Genomic DNA, 21200 nt, shown 5'->3' on the forward strand with positions numbered 1-21200 from the left:
AGCGATGACTGAACAGATCCATTATCGAACCTGCCCACTCTGCGAGGCGATGTGTGGCTTGGCGATTACGGTGGCCGATGGCACAGTTAAGCAGATTCGTGGCGATCAGGCAGATCCGCTTAGTCGCGGCCATATTTGCCCCAAAGGGAGCGCGCTTGGCGATATTCACCACGACCCTGATCGCTTGCGCCAGCCGTTGCAACGCCGCGCTGATGGCTGGCATGCAATCGGTTGGGACGAAGCGTTTGATTATGCTGCCAGCCAATTAAAGCAGCTTCAGGCTCGCTATGGCCCCGATAGCATCGCGATTTATCAGGGTAATCCTTCGGTGCACAATCTTGGCACGGCCTTGGGGGCTGGCGCATTCGTGCGCAGCTTACGTACCAAAAACCGCTTTTCGGCCAGTTCAGTCGATCAATGGCCCCATCAATTGGTGGTTTATCACATGTATGGACATCAATTGATGCTGCCAATTCCCGATCTCGATCGAACCCAGTTTTTATTGATGTTTGGGGCGAATCCGGCGGTTTCAAATGGCAGCATTATGAGCGCTCCCGATATCAAACGCCGTTTGAAGGCCATTCAGCAGCGTGGCGGCCAAATCGTGGTCTTTGATCCACGCCAAACCGAAACTGCCCAACTGGCCGATCAACATTATTTTATTCAGCCAGGTAGCGATGGCTTAGTTTTGGCGGCGCTGATTCACACAATTCTCAAGGAAGGCTGGGCTAATCCTGGGCGCTTAGCTGGTTTTACCCATGGCCTTGACGAACTGGAAAGCTTGTTCGAGCGGTTTAGCCCTGCTGCGGTCGCTGCGATTTCAGGAGTCGCCGCCAGCACCATTCTGCAACTAGCCCATGATTTTGCGCATGCCAGCAGCGCTGTCTGTTATGGCAGGATTGGCGTTTCGATCCAGCAGTTTGGCACGCTGAGCCAATGGCTGATTCAGGTGCTCAACATCATCACTGGTAATCTGGATCGCGAGGGCGGCTCGATGTTTACCACGCCTGCCTTCGATACCTTGCCGCTTGGCAGCAAAGGCAATGTTGGCCGCTGGCATACCCGCGTGCGCAACTTACCAGAATTTGCTGGCGAATTGCCTTCGGCTGCAATGGCCGAAGAAATGTTAACTCCTGGCGAAGGCCAAATTCGCGGCTTAATCACCTCGGCAGGCAACCCAGTTTTATCAACGCCTAATGGTCAGCAACTTGATCGGGCCTTGGCTGGGCTTGAGTTTATGCTCTCGATTGATTTTTATTTGAATGAAACAACCCGCCATGCCCATTTGATTTTGCCGCCAAGCTCGCCCTTGGAGCATGATCATTATGATGTGCTATTTCACAATTTGGCAATTCGCAACACCGCCAAATACAGCCCTGCGCTATTTGAAATCGATGAGCATGCGCGCCACGATTGGCAAATTTTTGGCGAATTGACCCAACGTCTGAGCGAAAAAGAGAACCGCATCTTTCCGCCAAAAGCGATGCTTGAACGTGGATTGCGCTCAGGGCCATATGCGATTCAGCTCAGCGAATTGGCCCAACAGCCGCATGGCATCGACCTTGGGCCATTGCAGCCACGGCTGCCAGAGCGCTTATTTACCGACGATAAACAGATTCAGCTGATTCCGCCAGCAATTGCCAATGATTTGGATCGCTTGGCCGAGTTATTGCAGCAAGCGCCAAGCAAGCAATTACGTTTGATTAGTCGACGCCAACTGCGTAGCAACAATTCATGGATGCACAATAGTCAACGCTTGGTTAAGGGCGATGATCGTTGTACCTTGCAAATGCACCCAGACGATGCTGAGCAACGCCACTTGCAGCATGGTCAAACTGTTAAAATCAGCTCGCAGGTTGGCAGCATTGAAGCAAGCTTAGAAATTAACCAAGTAATGATGCCTGGCGTTGTCAGCTTGCCTCATGGCTGGGGTCATCGCTACCCAGATACGAAATTGCAGATTGCTCAAGCCCGCCCTGGCAGCAGCATCAACGACTTAACCGATGACCAAGCGATCGATCCCCTTAGTGGCAACGCTGCATTAAATGGCATCGTTGTCGAGGTTGAGGCCAGCGCATAAGGTTAACGAAACCACGAAGAGCACGAAGAGCACGAAGGACGAAACCACGAAGAGCACGAAGAGCACGAAGCTTGATCCCAACAAAACTCCGCGTTCTTCGTGGTTAAATTTCATCCCTCATAATTCATCCTTCATCCCTCATCCTTCTGATTTCTGCCTTTTGCCTTTTGATTTGGCATTTCATCCTTCATCCTTCATCCTTCATCCTTCATCCTTTCGTTCACCCCTCGACCGTGGTTGGGCGTAATTGGGGTTGGAGCATATCGCGGGCTTGCTGCAAGCGCTTATAGACATTGGCCAGCGAGATTCCTTGGTGCTGAGCAATCGCATCGCACGACATATCGTTGTAGAACCACAAGGAAAAGGTGCTGTTAAGGCGCGGTGACAATGCTTGCAAGGCTTGATTGATCGTTTCATAGACTTCGCGCTTGAGCAAGGCAGTTTCTGGCGAGGGCGTGGCGCTCTGCGGCATACTTTCATCATTGGACAACAAGCTATCAAGCGGTTGTAAGCGTTTGAGTTCGCGTTGCTGCTGGCGATGCAGATCAATGCACAAGTTATAGGCCATGCGCATCAGCCAAGCCTTAGCATTGGTAATTTTATGGGCATGACGCGGCAACGATTCCCACACTTTGAGCACCAAACGGCTCAAGGCTTCATCAGCATCGTGCGCATTACCATGCATCCAGATTAAACATTGGCGCGAAAGTTCAGCTTGATACAAACTATACAACTCCCAAATTGCAGCCTGTTCGCCGCGACAAATTTGTTCGACGAGTTGTATGGCCACTGTTTCGCTGGGTTGGTTTTGATTGCAAACATCGCTGTTCATAGCGCATCCTTCACTAGCTATTGAATATCCGTTAGTAGGTCTGCTACAATTCAAAGCATAACAGCGCAGCGTTTCAAAATCGTTTTATGGGAGATGTAGCTCCGTGAATGTCACGCCTCAGCCTGATGATTCGGCTCAATCGGTGCCAAGTTTACGGATTCACGTTTTTGGTGGTTTGCGAATCTTTATCGATAATCAACGAATTAGCGATCTGCCAACCCGCAAAGTCGAAGCGCTTCTAACCTACCTTGCGGTCAATCCCTATCCTCACGAACGCGAGGTATTGGCTCAGTTATTATGGGATGATTTATCTGCAGAGCGCACGGCGGGCAATCTGCGCCTAACGCTCAATCAATTACGTAAAGCGCTCAATCCATTTATTGAGGTCACACGCCACACGATTGGGCTGCACCCGCAAGCAACCTATTGGCTTGATCTGCACTATTGCGCCAAAATTTACGCAAATCCAGCTAGCTCAACCGAGGACTTAGCCAGCGCAATCGAGCACTATCAGGGCGATTTCTTAAACGGTTTTTATTTGCGCGATGCAGAAGGCTTTGGCACATGGCAGCTTCAGCAAGCAGAATATTGGCGCCAACAAACCTTCGGCGCGCTGCGCCGCTTGATCGAACGCTATAGCCTCGTCAGCAACTACAACGAGGCCATTCGTTGGCTCCAACGCTTGGTTACGCTCGATGCGTGCGATGAGGTCGCGCAACGCCAGTTAATGGTATTGTTGATGCGCACAGGCCAGCGGCACACAGCCTTGCGCCAATATCGCGTGCTCGAACAGGTGCTAGAGCGTGAATATGGATTACAACCTGAACCGGCTAGCGCAGCCTTGCAACGCCAAATTTTGGCCACACCAGCTCAACGCCCACAGCGCCTGATACGCGCAACTCCGCTGCTGTATGGCCGCCAAAATGAGCTAGAACGCCTAACCCATTGGCTTGCAGCCGAACAACATCAACTTTTGACGATTATGGGCGCTGGTGGCAGTGGCAAAACCCAGCTAGCCCTGACCTTTGGCTGGAAGGTGGTCAATGATTATCTTGGGGCAGCCAGCAATGGCGTTTTTTATTGTTCGTTGGTCAGCCCTGATCAACAGCCCCAGCTTTTAGAGGCCGAGCCTGTGCTCTTGGCCTTGATTCAAACGCTCAGCCTCGCGCCGCCCCGCAACAGCGATTTCGTCGAGCACATCATTCGCCAAATCCAAACCCAAGAGCTACTGATCATCATCGATAATGGCGAATTACTGGCCACCAGCGCGCGCCTAGCCTTGAGCAGCCTGCTTCAGCAGCTTCCCCAATTGCGCTTGATCATCGGTTCGCGCGAGCGCATGCGGCTCCAAAACGAATATGTGTTGGAATTAGCGGGCTTGGCCTATCCAGAGATCGATGTTGATGCAGAATATTCGCCCTTGCTCGCTGAACAATTCCAGCATTTTGCAGCGCTTGATCTATTTATGAATTGCTTGCAACGCCAAGGCAAATCGGCCAATTTAGCCGATTATGCGCCCGCCGAGCGCCAAGCAATTGGCCAAATTTGCCAAATGGTGCATGGCTTGCCGCTGGCAATTGAATTAATCGCCCCATGGATGACGATTCGCAGCGGCAACGAAATTGTGCAGGCACTCCGCCAAGATATGCAGCTTTTTCACAGCGATGTGGTTGATATTCCAACCCGCCATCGCAGCATTCAAGCAGCCTTCGATTATTCATGGCAATTGCTCGATCAACATGAACAGGCTTGTTTAGCGCGCTTGGCGGTGTTTCCCAGCAGCTTCGATGCCCAAGCAGCAGCAGCGATTGCAGCAGTCGATCTGCCAGTTTTGGCCAATTTTCATGCCAAATCGCTGTTAATGCTTGAAGTGCAGCACCAGCAAACCCGCTATGGCTTGCACCCGTTATTGCATCAATTTGCCCAATCTAAGCTTCAACAAACCATGCCCGACCAACACAACCTCTATCAGCATCATGCCAGCTATTTTGGCCAATTGAGCCAGCAGCAAGAGCCGTTGATTCATGGCAATGCCAGCCAACAAGCCTTGTTTGTTTTGGAGCAAGAGCTGGATAATCTGCGCGCTGGCTGGCTGTGGGCAGTCCAAACACAGCAAATTCAAATTCTTGGCGCGTATTGTATTGCCTTACACGATTTTTTTGCAATTCGCAACCGCGAACTTGAAGGCAAACAACTTTTCGAGCCAGCTGCCGAATTAATTACAACTATTGCTGAGCAATTATTGCACAATCAGCCAATCGGATTAATTATTGTGCGAATTGTTTCGTGCTATGCCGAATTTCAGTATATTTTGGGCGAATTAGCTCATGCTGAGCAATTATTACAACAATGTATCGAGTTGCTTGAGCAGTTGCAGCTACAAAATGCTAACGAGTTATTATTCATTTACAAGCAACTCGGTGTAATTACCCAGCGGCGCGGTGAATACACGCGGGCCTTAGATTTATTGCAACGCTGTTTAGCCCAAGCAGAAGCAATTAACGACCAGATTAAAATGAGCGATACTTGGTTGTCGATTGGGGCTGTGCGCTTGGCGCAAGGTAATTGGCACGCTGCCGAAGAGGCGTTTTTGACTTGTAGCGCACACTATCAAGCCCAAAAGCATGGCTGGGGCTTATGCCATAGTCAACGTTTTTTAGGAGTTGTGGCCCTGGCTCAAGCCAAGTATGATCAGGCAGAACACTACTTTGAAGCCAGCCTCGATTTGGCCTATCAACTCAAAACGCCACTTGGCGAGGCATTAATTCGCGATCAAATGGGCATGTTGGCGTTGCGGCGCGAAGAGTATCAGCAAAGCGCTGGCTATTTACACAAAGCGTTTGCCATCTTCCAAGAGCTAGGTGTTGAGGCGATGATTGGGCGAGCTGCCTTGCACATTGCTCAACTAGAATTGGCTCAACGTCAATTTCAGCATGTTCAACCATGGTTGGCGCGGGCCATTGCAATCGCCCAACAACGTCAAGAGATTCCGTTGTTACTAGAATGCTATGCGACAGTGCTTCAGCTTTGGCAGGAGGTTTGTACAGGCCAGCCAAGTCATTGGCTCGAACTCTGGCAGCGCATATTGCAGCATCCAGCCTGTAGCGCTGAAACCAAACACTTGCTTAATCGTTTACAACCACAGCAGCATAGTGTCAATCACAACAGCCACGTTAAAGCTGAACTGGCAGGAATCGAAGCCGACGTTGCGCTTTGTTTAAGCCAAATTGAGCAAAGCCAAAAACTTGCGGTTTAGTAGGAGGAACAGATTCATGGATATGGTCGATTTCGTCCAGAACCTCGTCGATGATCCCAGCCGTCTAGCCTCATTTAAGCACGATCCTCAAGCATTTTTAGCCCAAGCAGGCCTTGGCCAAAGCTTACCCAAACAAGATCCAGTGCAAGAAATTACGACTGTGATGACGTTGCGTAGTCTTGGCCAAATCGCGCCAGAAACCAGAACCTATACCAATATCGATGTTATCGTTTCATCGTATATGAATGTCTTTATCGAAGCCCTCGATAAATCCAAAGATTATACGGTTACTTGCTGGTTGCTCAATCATAGTTATATGATCGAAGATTCTAGCGGAAATCCTTATTTTGATTTACATGTGTGTTATGTCGATCCCAATGATCCCGCTGATATACCGCAAGTCTTGTATATCCGCAGCAAAGAGCAAATTGAAAATCCAACCTATAATTGCGCCAATATTCCAATTCAATTAACTATTCCAGCCAATAATTATATTTTGGTTGGCAGAACCCGTCCGGTGTACACCCAATTAACCAATTTTATCTATCATCGCCAAAAAGACGATCAGCCACCATTATTTGAAATTGGCTTTGACGAGCAACCGCAATAAGATGCCAAACCCAAGCAATCACGGCTCACTAACGCTGGTCGGCACTGGCATTACGATGATCGCCCATTTAACCAATGAAGCTCATGCATGGATTAGCAAAGCCGATCAAACTTTTTATTTGGTGATGCACCCGCTGGCCGATCAATGGATTCACAAGCTGAATCCGCATGCTGAATCGTTGGCCCATTTTTACCAAGCAGATCTACCACGCGAACAGGTGTATCACGCCATGGTCGCGCATATTTGGGCAGCGGTCGAGGCAGGCAAGCGGGTGTGTGTGGCGTTTTATGGCCATCCAAGCGTGTTTGTGACCCCAACCAGCGATTTAGTGCAGCGCGGGCAGCGGGAAGGAGTGACAGTGCATGTGCTGCCTGGGATTTCTGCCGAGGCCTGTCTATTTGCTGATTTGGCGCTCGATCCTGGCTTGCATGGCTATCAAAGCTACGAGGCCAGCGATTTTTTGCTGCGGCCACGGCGTTTTGACCCAACGACACCCTTGGTTTTATGGCAAATTGGGGTAATTGGCTATTTCAAGGTTGTGCATGCTGGGCTTGATCCACGCGCTGGGCTAGCCCGCTTGGTGGCTCATTTACAACATTTCTATCCTGAGCAGCACGAAGTAATAATTTATCAAGCAGCAATTTTGCCAATCGAAGAGCCAACAATTTGCCATGTGCAGCTTAACGCTTTGGCTGAACAGCACGTTTCGGCCTATGCAACCTTGTATGTTCCAGCCCACGGCGAGGCCGAATTCGACCAAACCTTGGCCCGCGAGTTTGGCTTGTTGTAGAGTTGGGGTTATTGGCTTTGGGCTATGGCGTTGAGTTATGGGCTATTGGCTATTGGCTTTTGGCTTTTGGGTTTGGGATTAACTGAGCATCCACAGCATGTTCCGCTCATCCAATAGCCTAGAGCCATCAATCCATAGCCTTTTTGCCTTTTGCCTTTTGACTTCTGCCTTTTTTATGGTCTTCTTCATAATTCATAATTCATCCTTCATCCTTTCCTCATCCGTCTCTATGCTATCATACCAAGGACATACTTGAGAACTTGCTTGATACTCACCGATAGTTGGAGGTAGTTCGATGACATTCGAACGAGCTGCGGGGATTCTTCTGCACCCCACGTCGTTGCATGGTCGCTATGGCATTGGCGACCTTGGCAGCGAAGCCTATCAATTTGTTGATTGGCTGCAAGCCGCTGGCGCACGACTCTGGCAAATTTTGCCGCTTGGGCCAACGGGCTATGGCGATTCGCCGTATCAATGTTTTTCGGCCTTTGCTGGCAACCATATGTTGATTAGCCCCGATTATTTGGCGCGGATTAATTTGCTCGCTCAATGGGATTTGGAGCAATTAACCAATTTGCCCAGCGAAAGCGTCGATTTTGGCGCGGTGATTCCGGCCAAATTGCAATTGCTGCGCACAGCCTTTGAAAATTTCAAAGCCCAAGCTGACGATCGTGGTTTTAACGCATTTTGTGCTGCCGAACAAGCTTGGCTCGACGATTATGCCCTATTCATGGCCTGCAAAGCTGCTCACGCTGGCGCTTCGTGGACAACCTGGGATAGCGCGATTGCCTTGCATGAGCCTGAGGCTGTGGCCGAATGGAGCCAGAAACTCGCCGACGATGTACAGTTTCATAAGTTTTTGCAATGGGCCTTCTTCAATCAATGGGATGATCTGAAGCGCTATGCCAACGAGCGCGACATCAAGATTGTTGGCGATATTCCAATTTTTGTGGCCCACGATAGCGCCGATGTTTGGGGCAATCGCAGCCTGTTCTTGTTGCACCCCGATGGCAATCCGGTTGATATTGCTGGCGTTCCACCAGATTATTTTTCGGCCACTGGTCAACGCTGGGGCAACCCGCTCTATCGTTGGGATGTGATGGCCCAAGATGGCTATCAATGGTGGCAACAACGGATTAGCGCCAGTTTGCGCACTGTCGATATTGTGCGCATCGATCACTTCCGCGGCTTTGCTGGCTATTGGGCCGTGCCAGCCAGCGAAGAAACTGCGGTCAATGGCGAATGGCGCCGTGGCCCAGGTGCTGATTTCTTCCAAGCAATTGCCCAAGCGTTTGGCAGCCTGCCGTTAATTGCCGAGGATTTGGGCATGATCACGCCCGATGTCTATCAATTACGTGATCAATTTGCCCTACCTGGCATGCGAATTTTGCAATTTGCCTTCACCTCAGGCGCGTTCCAATCGAACTTCTTGCCGCATACCTACGTGCAAAATACGGTTGCCTACACTGGCTCGCACGATAATGACACCTCGCGCGGCTGGTACAATAGTGCAGGCCCAGAAGAACAGCATCGCGCCCGCACCTATTTGCATTGTGGCGAAGAGGCCCTTGTTTGGACGATGATTCGTACCTTGTATGCCTCAGTTGCCGACACGGTGATAATCCCAATGCAAGATGCGCTTGATCTTGGCACCGAAGCCCGTATGAATCGGCCAGGCTTAACTGGCGGCAATTGGTCATGGCGGATCAAGCCCGACCAGTTATCCTACGATTTAGCCCATTCGCTCTATGGGTTAGCTGAAGTGTATGGGCGCTTGGCACAACCTGCGCTTAGCAAAGAGCTTGATCCCAACGCTCCGCCCTACTTTGACTTACAAGAAACCAGCGAACTATGAGATTTGATCGTTCTTGGATTCCGGCAATCTTGGCAGTTGTGGGCCTGTTTGTGATTCGCAATCAGGTTTGGACGATGCCCAATCTGATACGCGTGGGCTTGGTTTTTGTGGGCTGTGGCTTTTTGCTCTGGGTTGCTTGGCAAATCTGGCAGAATCGCCAAGGTTCAACGCGCTTTAGCAATAGCTCACAGGTGCAATACTGGCGTGGCCAGCGGATTGAGATCAAACCAACCCAAAGCCGCAGCAGTAGCTTGCGCCTTGAGCCTCAAACAATTGCCATTATTGCCCTCTATGGCCTAACTGGATTAACCGGCATTCTCGGCGCGTTACTCAAACTAGGCCGTTTTGGGCTATAAAACCCTTGCTGGAGCATGCATGCGCCGTTGGCTTTCATTCTTGCTTGTGGGGTTGTTGGCTGGCTGTAGTCAGCAACCCCAACACTTGCTGCGACCAAATGGGGTTGCGGTTGTTGATGATCAGCAACTGTATGTGACTGATCGCGGCAATTATCGCATTGCCCAACTTGAATCCAATGGCCAAATTACGGCCAGCATTGGGGTTTTTGGGGTTGGCCCAAGCAACATTCATTCTGGCTGGGATCTTGGGCGCGATAGCCAAGGCACGCTGTATATTGGCAATTTTATCTACAACGATGAAGCAACCTTGGTGCACGACGGCGTGCGTAGTTTCGAGCCTGATGGCAGCTTTGGCCGCGAGTTTGGCGGCAACGATTATGATCCAGCGCTGGATGAGCCAACCAACGAGCCATATGGCGTGACGGTTGATAGTGCCGACCGAATTTGGGTCGCCAACTACAAAGCAAATCGCGTCGTGGTCTATCAGCGTGATGGCCGCCAACTAGCCGAGTTTTTTGGCCAGTTTGGCAATGGCAACGAAGAATTTAGCGGCCTCAGCGATTTAGTTGTTGATCGCGAACGCAAACACGTCTATGTCGTCGATTCGTTCAATGGCCGAATTCAAGAATTCTCGCTGCACGAGGCTGGCGATACAATCTCGTTGCAATTTTTGCGGGTAATTGGCCGCTATGGCAGCAACCTTGGCGAGTTTGCCTATCCGCTAAATATTGCGCTTGATCAAGCAACTGGCGATATTTATGTTGGCGATATGGGCAACCAACGGATTCAGCGTTTGAGCCACGATGGCCAGCCAATTGCGGCCTTTGCGCCCGCAATTGAGCGTTGGCAAGTCTTTGGTTTGGCGTTTCACAACAATCATGTGTATGCTGCCGATGCCTACAACAACACGATCTGGCGCTTCAACGCCGATGGCAGCAATCCACAACGCCTATTGGAGAGCAAGCAATGAAATTGCGTATTCCGCTGATTATCAAGGTTTTATTGCCGCTCCAATTAATTATTATTGCGACGCTGGGGTTTGCTGGCCTCAGCTTTTACCGCGAAACCAATCAACGCTGGCAGCGCGAAATGGATACCCGTTTGGCGCGGGTGGTCGAATTAATTGCCCGCGAGCTTGATCCGGCGTTGTTGAACCAAATTAATACGCCTGCCGATTTATATACCGAAGAATATACAACCCTACAAAAGCAATTGGCTCAAGCCCAAACTGCGGCCAATGTGGGTTTTATTGGCATTTTGCGCCGCGATATTAAACAACATCGCTTGTATTATTGGGTTGATGTTGATAATACTGGGATCAATTATCCCTTCTTTTACGATACGCCAGAGCATTGGGCCGCCTTTGAAGATCGCCAACGCCACGCAGTGCGCTACGCCGATGAATTTGGCTCGTATTATGGCTTGGTTGCGCCGATTGTCGTCAACGATGCCCAGGGCCAGCCATATGTGATTGCAATTGTTGAGGCTTCGCTTTCGGTCGAGGCGCGTGACCTGACCCAACAATCGTTGATCAACCAGTTGTTGCCATTAATTATTGGCGGCAGCGTGGTGGCGATTGCCTGTGCTTGGTTGGCAACGGTAGTCGTGGTTAATCGGCCACTTCAGCGCTTAAAACAAGGCGCGTTGCAACTTGCAGACGGTCATCTCGGCCATACCTTGCCCAACGAGCAACGGGTTGCCGATGAATTAACCGATCTGACTCACACGTTTAACCTGATGTCGCAACGAATTGCCGAACTCTACACCGAGCAAAGCGAACACGAACGCTTGCAGCGCGAGCTAGAAATTGCCCGCAACGTACAACAAGCCTTATTACCCAAGCGCTTGCCAAGCGTTGCAGGCCTCGAAGTTGCCGCAATTTGTCTGCCCCAACGCGAAACCTCTGGCGATTTCTATGGGGTTATCGCCCAAGGCAATAGCACGCTCGATTTGATGATTGGCGACGTTTCTGGCAAGAGTGTGCCTGCTGCGTTGGTGATGGTTGCAACCTATAGCACCTTGCGCGCATTGGCCGGCACCCAAGCCACCCCAGCGGCGATTCTGGATCAAACCAACACCAGTTTGGTGCAAAATATTCCGCGCAGTATGTTTGCAGCGGTCAGCTATGCCCGCATCGATGCGCTTGATCGGACATTGGTTTGGGCCAATGCAGGCCAAGTTTATCCATTTTTAATTCACAGCCAGCGCAACCAGCCAGAGTTTCCCGAATATTTGACAGGGCGCGGCCAATCGCTACCGTTAGGCATTACGCCCTTGATTCAATACGAAGATAGCCCAATTCAGTGCCACCAAGGCGATATGTTGTTGTTCTTCACCGATGGAATTGTCGAGGCCATGAATGGCGAGGCTGAGATGTATGGCTTTGAGCGCTTGGAAGATTTGGTGCGCTCGTTGCCAGCAGATATTCATGCCCAAGCCTTGCTTGATGCTGTGCTCAACGATGTGCAACGCTTTGCCGACCACACCGAGCAACACGATGATATTACAATGTTGGCGTTGAAATTTGTGTAGCGTTGGGGATTGGTTGCTGGGGACTGGGGATCGGTGTTATGCTAAGCTAATTTTTTTAGCCACGAATTGCACGAAGGGGAATGAGGCTATAGGCGATAGGCTGTTGGATTCATCCCTCATAATTCATCCTTCATCCTTTGTTTTCGCCACAGATTGGCGCAGATTGTTTGGATTCTATTGCTGCTGCCCATGGTGAATCTCTGTTCATCCCGCTGACACTTCATCCCTCATCCTTCATAATTCATCCTTCGTTTTAGCCACAGCTTGGCACAGATTATTGTGATTATGTTCCTACTCCCCGATAGCCTATAGCCACCAGCCTATAGCCCTCATTCCTCTGCGCTCAATCTTTTTGACTTTTGCCTTCTGCCTTGATGCTCTCTATTCTATGCTCTCTGTTCTTTTTTGCCTTCTGACTTCCGACTTTTGTTTTCATCCTTCATAATTCATCCTTTATTTTTGTTCTATGTTCTATGTTCTTTGCTCTATGTTCTTGCTAATTCTGTAGTACATTAACAACGAGAATATTAGAGGCGGTAGTAATGATGCCATGTTTAGCATCATGCAAGGAGCTTGTATGCAATTTGATACCTCGTATCTCAACAAAACCCCCAACAAAACCGCGCGCAACACCACGAGTTTCAAGCCCGAATTTGTCGTTTTGCACGAGACTGCTGGCTATGGCTCGCTGGAATGGAATTTGCGCCCAGAAGTTCGCTCAAGTTATAACTATTTGATTGCCCGCGATGGCAAAATCTATCATTATGTCAACGAGAAAGCCTATGTCGCGTGGCATGCGGGCGTGCGCAGTTGGGCGCGTGGCTATAGCGGCGGCGAAATCAACGTGCATGCAATTGGGGTCGAAGTCGAGGGGCCAAACGATGGCACACCGATCACCACCAACCAAACCAAATCCTTAGTTGAATTAATTCGCTATTTTCGTGATACCTATGCGATTCCAATTAGCCGTGATTATTTTTTCGCCCATAGCACGGTTGCACCTGGCTACAAAGACGATCCACGCGGTTATAGCGTTGAATATACCTTGAAATTATTGGATGAAAGTAGCCCAAGCACTGGCCCACGGCCCAACACCCTCGGCGCGCAATTGCGCAACGAAGTGTATACCTTGGCCAAGGGCGAATATCGTCCAGATTGGGTGTTTCACCAATATGCCGTGAAACATAAGCTTGGTTCGCCAATTCGGGTTGGCATGGATTTTAGCGTTAAAGGCATTCGCTACACGGGCGAGGTTTATGGCCGCGATGTCATTATTAGCCCCTACAATCAATGGGATATTGTGTTGCGGGCCAATGAACTAACCGATCAAGATGTTTACAATGCGTTGATGCAATATACCTATGGCGCGTTGGGCGTGGATTATCGGCCAGATCAAGCTTTTTATCAATTTATTAGCCAGATTCCGCGCAAAGCGGTTGGCGTGCCCTTGAGCAATAGCAATCGCTTGCAAGCTGGCGATGGAGCAGCCTACGCTGCCCAAATTTTCTCGCTCGACACGCTGTATACGCCAATTGCCACCACTGGCGCAACCAATTGGTCGGTGGTGAAGCAACTCAGTGCAATCGTTGCAGCCCAAAATGCTTCGGCAGCAGATACTGCACTACGCGAAATTATTAGCCGCGCAATGTACACCCGCATCAACAGCGCCTTCGATGCCAAATTGCCCTTTATCAAAAAAGCCATCGAAGCCAAATTGGGCGCGCCATTGTCGAGCCAACGCCGTTGGAGCTATCGCAATAACGAGTATGTGTATGTGGTGTATGCTGGCGATACGCTGTTTGCGCTGGCCAACAAGCCAGATGAAGTTCGGCTCTTAAGCGAACAAGCAGATTAGTTTCAGCCAACTATAAGCCAACTATCAGCACCGTATGATGTATCCTAATAGCTCCTTCTTAGATGATAGACCTATCTATCTAAGGAGGAGTTATGTTGAAGCATCCAGTCCAGCGGATCGGATTCGGTCTTTTAATGATCGTGTTTAGTGCTTGCCAAAGTGCGCCTGCAAGCCAACCAAGCCCTAGCCTGCCGCCAGTTGCTACCAGCACCAGCGAAACCAGCAGCAGCGTGCAAGGCTTAGTGCCGCAAGCATCGGCCACCCTTGCCGAAGTTGCCAGCCCAACGCTTGCACCAACCAAACAAGCTACGCCTGAGCCAACTCAAGCCAGCGTTGCGACCGCCACCAGCGCGCCAACCCAACCAAGCGAGCCAGATCGAGCGCAAGTTCAAACCAATCATCAATTGCCCGCCTTGCTCCAAGCGCCTACTGAATCACTACAACAGATTGATCCCAATAGCCATGGCTTATTGGCGGTTCCAGCCAGCTTGCCAGCCCGCAGCAGCCAATTAATTAACGAAAGCTCATTGAGCCAAGTTGAGCTATTGCAAACCATCGGTTTGGGGCGGCTACAGAGTGGCGATTTTGCGCCAAACAATCAATTTATGGCGGTGGTAACCTCACAAGGCTTTGGGGTATACGAATTGCCAAGCTTACAACAACGCTATTTTGTAGGTACTGCAACCGATATTATGGCAGTTCGGGTCACTGCCGACACTGCCACAATTGAAGCATTAATTGAAATCAGCAGCGATCCGGCCCTAGCTGGCTCGTGGTCAATCGAGCGCTACAACGCCACAACTGGCGCGTTTATCGATCGGCAGCCAACCACCGACACCATTCATACTTGGAACACCCAACCAACCAATTACGATCAGCCCAACCCACGGATTATCAGCCCCGATGGCCTGATTGAGGCACGCTTCGCAATTGCTGAAGGCGTGCCAAGCGATAGCGATGTAACCCTGATTCGGCTTGCTGATCAACAGCCGATTTATAGTGGCAAAAGCAGCTATAACCTGCGATTTAGTGCCGACAGTAGCCAAGCCATGCTGTTCGATGCTCAAGCATTAACCGTTGTCAACCTGAGCGATGGTCAAAGCCAAACGCTCAGTTTTCCCGTTTATGCACTCCCGACATTCAGCCCCAATAGCCAACTTCTGGCAGTTGCCCAGGGTTTACGAATACTCAACCTTGAGCAAACCAGTATTGCCTACGAAATCCCCCAACCTGTATCATATCGAACCCAAACCCAGCCTATTTTCAGCAGCGATAGCACTCAAATTAACCTTGGCATCAGCCAATGGAATTTGAGTGATCTGAGCCAACGCTGGCAGCACCAATTACGAGGCATCGATGATGTTGGCTACAACCTCGTTGTGAGTGATGCCGATCAGCAGCTTGTGGTTGAAGCAGTCAGCATTAGTGGCCTTGAATTGCATGTTTCGCAGGCTGGCCAACCGCTCTATAGCCGCCCGCTTGATCCTGGCTATTTGGTCGATCTGGCACTTGTGCCGAATCAGAATCGCTTGGTGCTATTAACCCAACAAGGCCAAGTGAGTGTGCTTGAACTCACAACGGGCACAACCCTCCACAGCCTGAATCTCAATCAACCAGCCTTGGGCTTAGCAATTAGCCCTGATGGTCAGTCATTGGCGGTTGCTATGAGCGCCCAAACACCCGCAGAGCATTGCATTCTGCTGGTGAATCTTGCTGATGTTCAAGTGAGCCAAAGCATCCAATGCCATAGCAGTAGTCAAGCGCTTAATTATGCCCAACTCGATCCAGCGATTCAATTTAGCCCCGATGGGCAATTATTGCTCGTCCAATCCAGCTTAACGAATGATCTGCAAATCGAGCCGAGCATTATCATCTATCGGGTTGCTGATGGTCAAGCCTTGTTCAGCTCAGAGAATGCCTTGATTGCGCCCGACCAGCGCCTAATCGTCAGTATTGATCGCGGGCAGTTGCAATTATGGGGTATTCGCGAGGAATAGAATATAGGGGTCAAGGGCTGGCGGTCGGTATTTAACGCAGAGGCGCAGAGAAAATATATGGCTATGGGCTTTTGGCTTTTGGCTATAGAACCCACGATTGTGGACATGTTAACCAATATTCCGAGAGCCTAATGCCTCTAGCCGATAGCCAATTTCACGTTCTTCGTGGTTCCGATCTTTCGTGCTATTCAATTGTCCATTGATCATGCAATGCTTAAAAATAACCATGTATGATCATATCAACATATGCTAAAATAGAGCAGGAATGACGAGCAGCCTGATCATACATGATTATGCTGCACCAAGCAGAAGGATTATCGATTCATGAGTCAAGCTCTTGAGCAACTACGCGAACATTTGGCAACCATTCGCGACCTCAACCACGCCGCTGGATTGCTATCGTGGGATCAACGCACCCAAATGCCTCGTGGCGGTGCCAGCACCCGCGCCGAACAATTAGCAACGATCAGCCGAATTTCGCACGAGCTGTTTACTGGCGAAAAAACGCTTAAACTGCTTGATGCGATTAATGTCGCCGATTTGCCACCAGATTCTGATGAAGCGCGTTTGATCAGTCATACACGCTACAACTACGAGCGGTCAACCAAATTGCCTGCCGAGTTTATCGCCAAACAATCACGGGTGCGGGCCTTGGCTGGCAATGTATGGGAAGATGCGCGCGCCAAATCAGATTTTGCCATGTTTCAACCGCATCTCGAAACGATTGTCGACATGGTGCGCGAACAAGCTGAGTTGTTGGGCTACGACGAACATCCCTACGATGCCTTGCTCAATAGCTACGAACGCGGTTTGACCACCAACCAAGCAATCGCACTCTTCGATGAATTGAAGGCTGGAACTGTGCCTTTGGCCCTCAAGATTGCCGCAATGGGCGATGATGGCCGCGATGCACCCCTGCATGGCAACTATCCCGAAGCGTTGCAAGAGGAATTTGGCAAAAAAGTTACCGTGCGCTATGGCTACGATTGGAATCGAGGCCGCCAGGATCGCAGCACCCACCCGTTCTGCACCAACTTTGGCCGCGACGACGTGCGGATCACCACCCGCTTTAATCCAAATTGGCTTGCACCAGCATTGTTTGGAACGCTTCACGAGACTGGTCACGCCTTGTACGAGCAAAATATCAAGCCCGAATTGAATCGCACGCCGCTTGGGCGTGGCACATCGTTGGGCGTGCACGAATCGCAATCGCGCATGTGGGAAAACATCGTTGGCCGTTCGCGCCCTTTCTGGGAATTTTTCTATGGCGATTTGCAAGCCACCTTCCCAGAGCCATTGGTCAATGTTGATCTGGAAAAATTCTATCGCGCAGTCAATACTGTCAAGCCATCGTTAATTCGGGTTGAAGCTGATGAACTGACCTACAATTTACATATTTTGCTGCGGATGGAATTGGAAATTGCGCTGCTCGAAGGCAAACTCAAGGTCGCCGATTTGCCTGAAGCCTGGAACGCCAAAATGCAAACCTACCTTGGCATTACCCCAGCCAACGATGCAGAAGGCGTGCTGCAAGATATTCACTGGTCGGGCATGATGTTTGGCTATTTCCCAACCTATACCATCGGCAATGTGCTTTCGGTGCAATTGTTCGATACGGCGGTTGCCAAACATCCAGAAATTTGGGATGAAATGCGCCGTGGTGAATTTGGCACCTTGCTTGGCTGGATGCGTGAAAACATTCTGCAACATGGCAGCAAATTCTTGCCCAACGAGCTGATCAAGCGCGCCACAGGCCGCCCAATGGATGCAGCTCCTTACGTCAAGTATTTGCAAACCAAATTCGGCGAGTTGTATTAAGCAGCCAGCCCGCGCTGTGTCACCGTTTTTGGGTAATGCAACGCGGGCCTTATTAGGCTATGGGCGATAGGCTATAGGCTTTTGGCTTTTATGCGCTATGGTCTCTGCTCTTCATCCCTCATCCTTCCGCAACTCTGCGCCTCTACGTTAAATATTGTTCTTTTCGCCCCAGATGCGCTCAGATTATTAAATTCCCCAAGCCCCTAACCTCTTGCGCCTGCTCCCTGAACCCTATGTTCTCTGTTCTCTGCTCTATGTTCTATGTTCTATTCTCTACTTACCCAACATCTCTTTGGCGGCGCGGCGGCCAATTTCGACCGCGAAATTCGTGCCACGATCCCATGGATAGACTTGGCTCATACTTGCCCACCACAAATCTTCTAGCGGCGTTTTCAGGGCAGGAATCGATTGGCTATGGTTGACTGGCACAATCGGCTGGGCATAAGCTTCGCGATGCAGCCACACGCCCTCGATCCAATCGGGCTTGAACTGCGGATTAACCTTGCTCAACGAAGGCATAAAGCGTTCTAACAATTCTTCTTTGCTCAATTGAAAATATTCATGCGAAGGCTCAAGGTAATCGCCAAGATAGACCAAGTGCTGGCCACCATAATGGCGTCGATCGATCATTTGAGTGTGCTCGACCAAAGCCAAAAAGGGAAAATGCTTTTTGTCCATATTCATCCAGTACATGCCATTGGTCAGCGATTGTTTGAGCGCCACCGTCAACACGACCGCGCCAATCGACTTAAGTTGATCGAGTTTGGCAGTATAGCTGGTTGGCAAGTCTGGGGTCATGCGTTTGAGCAAGCTTGGCGAGGTTGTTGAGAGCACTTGATCGTAGCTGGATTGATCATTGCTGATCACCAGCCAACCTTGTTCGATTTTGCGCAGCTCTTTAACGGGGCTATTCAAGCGAATCGTGCCGCCTTTTTTGCGCACAGCATCGGCCATACGTTCGCCCAAGGCTTGAAAGCCACCACGAAAATAGCCAAGTTTGAAGGTTCGCGAGGCAATCCGTGCCCAGAACCAGGCTGCATTAACTTCTGGCGTATACGGGCCAAATTTGCCTTCGAGCACTGGTTTCCACATCGCTTCGTAGGCTGGCTTGCCCATCAGCTTTTGAATATAGCGCTCGGCGGTGGTTTGTTCGAGGTGTTGCCAGCGATTGATAACCGCCAAGAATTTGAGCCAAGCGCCGCCGGCGGCGTTGCGCAAGCGATTAAAAACCGAAAGATGCGGGTAGGTGAGCAATGGCACGACGCCACCAATCTCAATCGAGCCACGCTGAGCATCCCATTGGCCAGAAACAGGGCTATTGAAAAAGAGCAAATCATCGGCGCGAATTTCTTTAATAAAATCAAGCAGCGCCTTATCTGAACCAAAAATATGATGATAGAACTTTTCCAGCGACCAATCCCAGCCCTCAGCCTGAAAGCCTGCTGCCAAGCCACCAACTTGCGGCGCAGCTTCATACACGGTTACGTTGTGGCCAGCAACGGCCAAATCATAGGCAGCGCTTAATCCAGCGAAGCCCGCCCCAATTACTGCAATGGTTTTCAAAGTCGTACCTCAACTTCAGCGTGCGGCGCGTTGGCCGATTCGCCTAATTCTTCTCGTAGGGCTGCCTCACGTTGTTGAATGCGATTTTCGGCAGCTTGGCTTTCGTTCACCGCTTGATCAAACTCGTTCCAGGCGACCCGCTCCCGCCACATATACCAAAAACCGAGCACGGTAATTGGCACCCATAGCGCCAAGTGCAGTACCAACGTATAGCCGGTAGCAATACTTTCGGCCACATTGAACGACTTCAAAACGCTAATCCCAGCGGCATCGAAGGTGCCAGCGCCACCAGGCGCAGCCGGAATAATCAGCGCCAAGTTAGCGACGGCAGTCATCAACATCAACACATCAAACGAGACATGGAAATCGAAGGCCTGCATAATAAACCAATATTTGGTCGTTTCGGTCAGCCAGATTGCGGTTGAAGTGACGAAAATCATCAGCATCTCGCGGGGCGAACGTAACGAATGCAAGCCAAGCATAATTTTATCAAACAAACCATGGGCTTTGCTATGGAAGCGTTGGGGAACAATGCTGCGCAGCGCCCACGAATACAGCTGCTCGGTGCGGCGTTGGTTGCTGGCAATCATCAAAAAGATAACCAAGGCAACCCCAAACAAAATTGATGAAATAATCACCAAATTATTCCACAGCGCAGGCAATTCTATAAATGGCAAGGTGACAAACACAAATAAGAGCATCACCAAACCATCAAACAAGCGTTCGAGGATGACGGTGGTGAGCGATGCGCCCATGCCGATGCCTTCTTTACGCTTGAGCACATACGAACGAATGACTTCTCCTGCACGGGCGGGGTAGACATTGTTGCCCATGTAGCCAATCACGACCACAGGGAACAAGCGGCGGATTGAAACCGCTTTAATGTGGCGTAGCATATAGTGCCAGCGCCAGGTTCTGGCCCAAACAGCCCCAAAATAGACCAAAACGCCTGGGATGATCCACCAATAATTGGCGGTGCTCAGCGCATCCCAAAAGCCAGCCCAATCGAGGCCATTAAATGACCACCACAAAAAGAATACACTAATCGCGATTCCAAACCATAATTTTGGTCGTCGCACAGCGTCCTCCACCATGCCAGTAGCCAAGGCTACCAGCTGTACTTCAATGTCAATAGTACGATGTGTGCCGCGCTGTGTGAACAAAAAATCACACCACACACCCAACTTAAGATCATAGCCGATCGGCGACAAGACTGCAAATAGCCCGATGGGTTGAGTTTTGCGCTATTTCAGCCCCAATTTAGCTAGCCGTGGCTAGTTCTAGCTGTCAATAGATTAATCGCCAATTTTCAGCCTTTGGATTAATCAAGTGACACTGGTTGTCACAAGCAAAGCGTATACTCAGGCCAGCAAACCAATTAAAAGCCTATTTCGTTAACAAATAGGCCTTGATTATCACGAACATTTGTGCTAAAATATTCGTTACTGGGTTATCGACAACGTACCTAAAGAAAGCGAGTACATCCATGTATCGCAAAATGATTGTATATGATCGAAAAACTGGCGATTTTGCTATGTATCTTGATGGCGAATTAGTCGGCTATGCGCCAACCTATCTCGAAGCCGAAACCCGCCTCAACCAATTAGTCTATCAATTGCTCACTAAAACTGGTGCAGCCTAAAAATAAATCAACCC

15 protein-coding genes are annotated in these 21200 nt (G+C 50.1%); 12 read left to right on the top strand and 3 right to left on the bottom strand.

The features are described 5' to 3' along the window. Positions 1-4 precede the first annotated feature (4 nt). The gene (locus SE18_RS03405; protein ID WP_054533017.1) at positions 5-2080 is read left to right on the top strand and encodes a molybdopterin oxidoreductase family protein; all 2076 of its coding nucleotides are present in this window, start codon (positions 5-7) and stop codon (positions 2078-2080) included. Positions 2081-2300: 220 nt separating this feature from the next. On the opposite strand, the gene SE18_RS03410 is transcribed toward SE18_RS03405, so the two are convergent. After that, a complete protein-coding gene (locus tag SE18_RS03410) occupies positions 2301-2912 on the bottom strand; it encodes an RNA polymerase sigma factor (protein ID WP_054533018.1) in 612 nt (203 codons plus the stop codon). 103 nt (positions 2913-3015) lie between these two features. On the opposite strand from SE18_RS03410, the gene SE18_RS03415 reads away from it, so the two are divergent. The 10 genes from SE18_RS03415 (at position 3016) to SE18_RS03460 (ending at position 17981) form a co-directional block, all read left to right on the top strand. Continuing rightward, positions 3016-6168, top strand: coding sequence for an AfsR/SARP family transcriptional regulator (locus tag SE18_RS03415; RefSeq protein WP_054533019.1), 3153 nt, complete (start codon positions 3016-3018; stop codon positions 6166-6168). Between the two features lie 16 nt (positions 6169-6184). Continuing rightward, entirely contained in the window at positions 6185-6778 is a 594-nt protein-coding gene (locus tag SE18_RS03420; RefSeq protein WP_054533020.1) for a hypothetical protein, read from the top strand. Position 6779: 1 nt separating this feature from the next. Beyond that, positions 6780-7568: an SAM-dependent methyltransferase gene (locus tag SE18_RS03425; protein ID WP_054533021.1), complete on the top strand. Its 789-nt coding sequence runs from the start codon at positions 6780-6782 to the stop codon at positions 7566-7568. Positions 7569-7863: 295 nt separating this feature from the next. Beyond that, complete coding sequence (gene malQ, locus SE18_RS03430) at positions 7864-9423, top strand: 4-alpha-glucanotransferase (RefSeq protein WP_054533022.1); 1560 nt, start codon at positions 7864-7866, stop codon at positions 9421-9423. Continuing rightward, entirely contained in the window at positions 9420-9779 is a 360-nt protein-coding gene (locus SE18_RS03435) for a hypothetical protein (protein ID WP_054533023.1), read from the top strand. The genes malQ and SE18_RS03435 overlap by 4 nt, the downstream gene beginning before the upstream one ends. Positions 9780-9798: 19 nt before the next feature. Continuing rightward, positions 9799-10749, top strand: a complete 951-nt coding sequence (locus tag SE18_RS03440) for an NHL repeat-containing protein (protein WP_054533024.1) — start codon at positions 9799-9801, stop codon at positions 10747-10749. Then, positions 10746-12311: a PP2C family protein-serine/threonine phosphatase gene (locus SE18_RS03445; protein WP_054533025.1), complete on the top strand. Its 1566-nt coding sequence runs from the start codon at positions 10746-10748 to the stop codon at positions 12309-12311. Before SE18_RS03440 ends, SE18_RS03445 begins: the two co-directional genes overlap by 4 nt. A gap of 577 nt (positions 12312-12888) precedes the next feature. Next, positions 12889-14166: an N-acetylmuramoyl-L-alanine amidase gene (locus tag SE18_RS03450; RefSeq protein WP_054533026.1), complete on the top strand. Its 1278-nt coding sequence runs from the start codon at positions 12889-12891 to the stop codon at positions 14164-14166. Between the two features lie 92 nt (positions 14167-14258). After that, the gene (locus SE18_RS03455) at positions 14259-16163 is read left to right on the top strand and encodes a WD40 repeat domain-containing protein (protein ID WP_054533027.1); all 1905 of its coding nucleotides are present in this window, start codon (positions 14259-14261) and stop codon (positions 16161-16163) included. Between the two features lie 324 nt (positions 16164-16487). Next, positions 16488-17981: a carboxypeptidase M32 gene (locus tag SE18_RS03460; RefSeq protein ID WP_054533028.1), complete on the top strand. Its 1494-nt coding sequence runs from the start codon at positions 16488-16490 to the stop codon at positions 17979-17981. Between the two features lie 273 nt (positions 17982-18254). Here SE18_RS03460 and SE18_RS03465 read toward each other — a convergent pair whose 3' ends face one another. Then, positions 18255-19544, bottom strand: a complete 1290-nt coding sequence (locus tag SE18_RS03465; protein WP_054533029.1) for an NAD(P)/FAD-dependent oxidoreductase — start codon at positions 19542-19544, stop codon at positions 18255-18257. After that, positions 19541-20623 carry a lysylphosphatidylglycerol synthase transmembrane domain-containing protein gene (locus tag SE18_RS03470; RefSeq protein ID WP_054533030.1) on the bottom strand — a complete coding sequence of 361 codons (1083 nt, stop codon included), beginning with the start codon at positions 20621-20623 and terminating at the stop codon, positions 19541-19543. Before SE18_RS03470 ends, SE18_RS03465 begins: the two co-directional genes overlap by 4 nt. A 407-nt stretch (positions 20624-21030) precedes the next feature. On the opposite strand from SE18_RS03470, the gene SE18_RS27690 reads away from it, so the two are divergent. Further along, positions 21031-21186: a hypothetical protein gene (locus SE18_RS27690; RefSeq protein ID WP_164689389.1), complete on the top strand. Its 156-nt coding sequence runs from the start codon at positions 21031-21033 to the stop codon at positions 21184-21186. Positions 21187-21200: the final 14 nt, after the last annotated feature.

Origin of the sequence: Herpetosiphon geysericola, from assembly GCF_001306135.1 — a bacterium.
Lineage (GTDB): Bacteria > Chloroflexota > Chloroflexia > Chloroflexales > Herpetosiphonaceae > Herpetosiphon > Herpetosiphon geysericola.

What these genes read in the sequence shown, in the direction of transcription:
- SE18_RS03405 (WP_054533017.1), top strand. Translation starts at nt 5, where the DNA reads ATGACTGAACAGATCCATTATCGAACCTGCCCACTCTGCGAGGCGATG.
- SE18_RS03445 (WP_054533025.1), top strand. Translation starts at nt 10,746, where the DNA reads ATGAAATTGCGTATTCCGCTGATTATCAAGGTTTTATTGCCGCTCCAA.
- SE18_RS03420 (WP_054533020.1), top strand. Translation starts at nt 6,185, where the DNA reads ATGGATATGGTCGATTTCGTCCAGAACCTCGTCGATGATCCCAGCCGT.
- SE18_RS03435 (WP_054533023.1), top strand. Translation starts at nt 9,420, where the DNA reads ATGAGATTTGATCGTTCTTGGATTCCGGCAATCTTGGCAGTTGTGGGC.
- malQ (WP_054533022.1), top strand. Translation starts at nt 7,864, where the DNA reads ATGACATTCGAACGAGCTGCGGGGATTCTTCTGCACCCCACGTCGTTG.
- SE18_RS03425 (WP_054533021.1), top strand. Translation starts at nt 6,780, where the DNA reads ATGCCAAACCCAAGCAATCACGGCTCACTAACGCTGGTCGGCACTGGC.
- SE18_RS03455 (WP_054533027.1), top strand. Translation starts at nt 14,259, where the DNA reads ATGTTGAAGCATCCAGTCCAGCGGATCGGATTCGGTCTTTTAATGATC.
- SE18_RS03450 (WP_054533026.1), top strand. Translation starts at nt 12,889, where the DNA reads ATGCAATTTGATACCTCGTATCTCAACAAAACCCCCAACAAAACCGCG.
- SE18_RS03440 (WP_054533024.1), top strand. Translation starts at nt 9,799, where the DNA reads ATGCGCCGTTGGCTTTCATTCTTGCTTGTGGGGTTGTTGGCTGGCTGT.
- SE18_RS03410 (WP_054533018.1), bottom strand. Translation starts at nt 2,912, where the DNA reads ATGAACAGCGATGTTTGCAATCAAAACCAACCCAGCGAAACAGTGGCC.
- SE18_RS03460 (WP_054533028.1), top strand. Translation starts at nt 16,488, where the DNA reads ATGAGTCAAGCTCTTGAGCAACTACGCGAACATTTGGCAACCATTCGC.
- SE18_RS27690 (WP_164689389.1), top strand. Translation starts at nt 21,031, where the DNA reads ATGTATCGCAAAATGATTGTATATGATCGAAAAACTGGCGATTTTGCT.